5 protein-coding genes are annotated in these 4,820 nt (G+C 75.8%); all 5 read right to left on the minus strand.

Annotated elements, in window-relative coordinates:
* The coding region (tsaB, locus tag GTW08_RS02615) for a tRNA (adenosine(37)-N6)-threonylcarbamoyltransferase complex dimerization subunit type 1 TsaB (protein ID WP_161151338.1) at window positions 1-247 on the minus strand (247 nt) is incomplete at its 3' end.
* A gap of 10 nt (window positions 248-257) precedes the next feature.
* Entirely contained in the window at window positions 258-734 is a 477-nt protein-coding gene (gene tsaE, locus GTW08_RS02620; RefSeq protein WP_073576438.1) for a tRNA (adenosine(37)-N6)-threonylcarbamoyltransferase complex ATPase subunit type 1 TsaE, read from the minus strand.
* Complete coding sequence (locus GTW08_RS02625) at window positions 731-1,981, minus strand: alpha/beta fold hydrolase (RefSeq protein WP_100878719.1); 1,251 nt, start codon at window positions 1,979-1,981, stop codon at window positions 731-733. Before GTW08_RS02625 ends, tsaE begins: the two co-directional genes overlap by 4 nt.
* Entirely contained in the window at window positions 1,978-3,174 is a 1,197-nt protein-coding gene (gene alr, locus GTW08_RS02630) for an alanine racemase (RefSeq protein WP_346009839.1), read from the minus strand. Before alr ends, GTW08_RS02625 begins: the two co-directional genes overlap by 4 nt.
* Before the next feature lie 50 nt (window positions 3,175-3,224).
* Window positions 3,225-4,649, minus strand: coding sequence for an argininosuccinate synthase (gene argG, locus GTW08_RS02635; RefSeq protein WP_073576440.1), 1,425 nt, complete (start codon window positions 4,647-4,649; stop codon window positions 3,225-3,227).
* Between the last annotated feature and the right edge of the window lie 171 nt (window positions 4,650-4,820).

Here is a 4,820-nt window from a genome sequence, read left to right on the forward strand (position 1 = left end):
CCGAGGCGATCCCGACCCGCAGCCCGGTGAACGGGCCCGGACCGGCGCCGACGACCACCGCCCCGACCTCGGCGAGCGCGTGGCCCGCCTCGGCGCACAGCGCACGGACCGCGGGCATCAGCAGCTCGCCGTGGCGGCGGCCGTCGTGCGCGCGGGCGGCGAGGGTCCGCGGCCCGCCGTCGGGGCCGAGGTCGACGAGACCGGCGGTGACCACGGTCGTCGCGGTGTCGAGGGCCAGTACCAGCACGCCGGCAAGCCTACGGACGCGCGGTGCGGCGCAGCGTCGCGACCCGGGTGTCGTCGTCGCGGCGCTCCAGCGTGATCGTCACCGCGGACCCGGCGAGCCGCTCCGCGACCCCGACCCCCCACTCGACGGCGACGACCGCCCGGTCCAGCTCGGTGTCGAGGTCGAGGTCGTCCAGCTCGGCCGCGACGTCCACGTTCCCGTCGGGGCCGCCCAGCCGGTAGGCGTCGACGTGCACCAGGGCCGGGCCGTCGCCCGCGGAGGGGTGCTCGCGGGCGATCACGAACGTCGGCGAGGCCACCGTGCCGGTCACCCCGAGCCCGCGGGCCAGGCCGCGGACCAGGGCGGTCTTGCCCGCGCCGAGCGGGCCCGCCAGGAGCACGACGTCACCGGCGACCAGCTCGCGCCCGACCGTCCGGCCGAAGGACTCGGTGTCGGCGACGGTCGGCAGCTCGGTGACGACGGCGTCCGCGCCGGGGGCGGGGATCACGGCCGGTCCTTCTTCCGGGACCGGCCGGCCCGGGCCGGGATGCGGCTGCCCCGGCGGACCCGGCCCGCGCTGCGCAGCAGCCCCTGCAGCGCACCGCCCGCCTCGGCCTGCTCGTCGTCGGTCGTGTCGGTGAGCTGCGGCGGGCGCTTGGCGCGCAGCCCGCCGCCCGCGGTGCGCTCGGTGGTGCGGGCGATCAGCGCGTCGAGCTCGGCGTCGACGACCTCGGGCTGCTCCAGCATCGGCATGTGCCCGACCCCGGGCAGGCGCACCAGCCGGGCGGTCGGGACCGCCTCGGCGATGACCTCGCTGTGCCGCCACGGGATGATCCGGTCGCCGTCGCCGGCCAGGACGAGCACCTCGCAGCCGGACAGGCCGGGCAGCGCCGCGAGCCGGTCGTGGGTGCCGAGGGTGTCGACGAAGTCGGTGAGCGCGCCGACGGCGTTCGAGTCGATCATCGTGTCGACGAGGTCGACCATCCGCGGGTCGACCTGGCGGTCGCCGTAGGCGAAGCGCTTGGTGAACACCCAGATGATGTCGCCCAGCGCGCGCCGGCCCGTCTCGACCAGGCCGGGCTGCCACGCGGCGAGCCCGCCGAGGGTCCGGATGACCGGGTTGCGCCGGGACAGGAACGTGCCCGGCAACCCCGAGGACGCCATCTCCCCCGCCGAGGTCGACACCAGCGCCACCCCGGCGACGCGCTCGTGGAACAGCTCCGGGTGCTGCTCGGCCAGCGCCATCACGGTCATGCCGCCCATCGAGTGGGACACCAGCACCAGCGGACCCTCGGGGGCCACCGCGCGGATGACGGCGTCCAGGTCGCGGCCGAGCTGGTCGATCGTGCAGGAGTCCGCGGGAGCCCGCTCGGAGCGGCCGTGGCTGCGCTGGTCGTAGAGCACCATCCGCACCGACGGGCCGGTCAGCCCGGCCAGGTGCGGCCGCTGCTCGGACCAGGTGCGCCGGTCCAGGGCGAATCCGTGCACCAGCACCACCGTCAGCGCGGGCTCCGAGCCGTCGGCCGGCGCGACCACCTCGCAGGCGATGCGGACGCCGTCGTCGGCCATCACCGACATCTCCTCGCCGACGGTGCCCGGCGGCGTCCCGGCGTGCGCGGACATCTCGGTGGCCAGGCTGCGCCGGGTGGCGGCGATCTTGCGTCGCTGCGCGGCGACGCCGACCCCGGCCGCGGCGCCCGCCGCGCCGACCACACCGCCCGCGATCCCGGCGACGGTCCATCCCCTGCGGCTCATGCGACTCCCCCGCGCCCGTCGGACACCGTGCGGCGCACCCGCCCCCGGACGCCCGTGACGATCTCGTAGTGGATGGTGCCCAGCTCGTCGGCCCACTCGCGGGCCGTCGGTCCGCCGTCGGCGCCGGTGCCGAACAGCTCGACCGGGTCGCCGATCGCGACCGGCAGTACCCCCGGCCGCCCGCAGTCGACGACGAACTGGTCCATGCAGACCCGCCCGGCGACCGGCCGGACGGTGCCGCCGATCCGCACGCGCATCCGGCCGCCGTCGTTGAGCCGGCGCGGAACGCCGTCGGCGTAGCCCAGCGGCACCAGTGCCAGCGTGCGCGGTTCGCGGGCGACCCACTCGTGGCCGTAGGACACGCCCTCGCCCGCCTCGACGGTCTTGGTGAGCGCGACCCGGCCGCAGAGCGTCATCGCCGGGCGCAGCGGGCTGTCGGCGGGGCTGGCGATCGGGTCGAGCCCGTAGACGGCGATCCCCGGCCGGACGACGTCGAGGTGCAGGTCGGGGCGGGTCATCAGGCCCGCCGAGTTGCACAGGTGCAGCTGCGGGACGAACCCGCGGTCCCGGGCGAGCGCGGCGGCGGCGTGCAGCCGCGCGGCCTGGCTGTCGACGGCGGGCTGGCCCGGCTCGTCGGCGGCGGCCAGGTGCGACCACACGGCCACGACCTCGCAGGTGCCGTCGGCGACGCCGTCGGAGACGTCGTCGAGCAGGGCGGGCCACTCGCCGGGCGGACAGCCGTTGCGCGACAGCCCGGTGTCGGCCTTGAGGTGCAGCCGGACCCGGCGGCCCGCGGCGCGGGCACCGGCCAGCACCGCGGCGAGGTGCACGCGGCCGGACACCGACAGCTCCACCCCGGCGGCGACGGCGGCGGCGAAGTCGGAGTCGGGCAGGTGCAGCCAGGACAGCAACGGCGCGTCGACACCGTCGGCCCGCAGTGCGAGCGCCTCGTCCAGGGTGGCGACCCCGAGCCGGGTCGCCCCGGCCGACAGCGCCGCCCGTGCGACGGCGGCGGCGCCGTGGCCGTAGCCGTCGGCCTTGACCACGACCATCGTCTCGGCCCCGGACGCGAGACCCGACAGGTACCGGGTGTTGTGCCGGACGGCGTCGAGGTCGACCACCGCCTCGGCCGCCGGTGCGCCCGGTCCGGGCCGGGGCCGCGGACCGGGTACGGGGTCGGTCGTGGGTAGCACGGCCCCGATCATCGCATCCCGGCCCGTCGCGACCCGGTCCCGAGCCCGGCTCAGTCGGTCCCGGCCTCCATCGCGGCGCGGTCGAGGGACTCCTCGGCCTGCTCGGCGTCGGGGTCCGACGGCGTCGCGGTGATCTCCGCCGCACGCCCGGCCTCGATCTCGCCGACGAAGGTGCCGAACTCGCCGCCGAGCATCCCGGTGGCCGAGTACTGCTCCAGCTTGGCGCGGGAGTCGGCCAGGTCCAGGTTGCGCAGGGTGAGCTGGCCGATGCGGTCGCCCGGGGTGAACGGGGCGTCCTCGACGCGCTCCATCGAGAGCCGGTCCTCGACGTAGGCCAGGGCGGGGCCGCGGGTGTCGAGCACCGACCAGTCGTTGCCGCGGCGCAGCCGCAGCGTGACCGACCCGGTGACCGCGTTGCCGACCCAGCGGGTCAGGGACTCGCGCAGCATCAGCGACTGCGGCTCCAGCCAGCGCCCCTCGTAGAGGAGCCTGCCGAGCCGGCGGCCCTGCTCCTCGTAGGCCGACAGCGAGTCGTGGTTGTGGATCGCCGACACGAGCCGCTCGTAGGTGACGAACAGCAGAGCCATCGCCGGGGCCTCGTAGATGCCGCGGCTCTTGGCCTCGATGATCCGGTTCTCGATCTGGTCGGTCATGCCCAGGCCGTGCCGGCCACCGATCCGGTTGGCCTCCTCGACCAGCGCGACCGGGTCGTCGTAGCGGGTGCCGTTGATCGCGACGGGGCGACCGGACTCCCACTCGACGGTGACGTCCTCGGTCTCGACCGCGACGGCCGGGTCCCAGAACCGCACGCCCATGATCGGCTCGACGATCTCGATCGAGGTGTCGAGGTGCTCGAGCCTCTTGGCCTCGTGGGTGGCACCCCAGATGTTGGCGTCGGTCGAGTACGCCTTCTCCGCGGAGTCCCGGTAGGGCAGCTCCCGCTCGCCCAGCCAGGCGCTCATCTCCGCGCGGCCGCCGAGCTGGTCGACGAACGCCTCGTCCAGCCACGGCTTGTAGATCCGCAGGGCGGGGTTGGCGAGCAGGCCGTAGCGGTAGAACCGCTCGATGTCGTTGCCCTTGAAGGTCGAGCCGTCGCCCCAGATGGAGACGCCGTCGTCGGCCATGGCGCGGACGAGCAGCGTGCCGGTGACGGCGCGGCCGATCGGGGTGGTGTTGAAGTAGGGCATCCCGCCGGCGCGGATGTGGAAGGCACCGCAGGCGATCGCGGCGATGCCCTCGTCGACCAGTGCACGACGGCAGTCGACGACGCGGGCGGCCTCGGCGCCGTACTCCAGCGCGCGCTCGCGGACGGCGACGAGGTCGGGCTCGTCGGGCTGTCCGAGGTCGGCCGTGTAGGCGTAGGGGACCGCGCCGTTCTCGCGCATCCAGGCGACGGCGACGGAGGTGTCGAGGCCACCGGAGAAGGCGATGCCGACGCGCTCGCCGACGGGGAGGCTGGTCAGGATCTTCGGCACGCGCGGAACGCTAACAACCCGCTCCCGGCGCAGGTCCGCCGGTGTGCCGCTTCAGTGCCCCGACGCCGCCGCCCGGACCGACCGCAGCGCGACCGGGATCGCCGCCTGCATCGCCGACGCCGGCGCCGGGACCGGCGGCAGCCCGTGCTCGCGGGCGGCCGCCGTCGCGGC

It is taken from the genome of Pseudonocardia sp. SID8383 (assembly GCF_009864975.1).
Lineage (GTDB): Bacteria > Actinomycetota > Actinomycetes > Mycobacteriales > Pseudonocardiaceae > Pseudonocardia > Pseudonocardia alni.

What these genes read in the sequence shown, in the direction of transcription:
- GTW08_RS02625 (WP_100878719.1), bottom strand. Translation starts at nt 1,981, where the DNA reads ATGAGCCGCAGGGGATGGACCGTCGCCGGGATCGCGGGCGGTGTGGTC.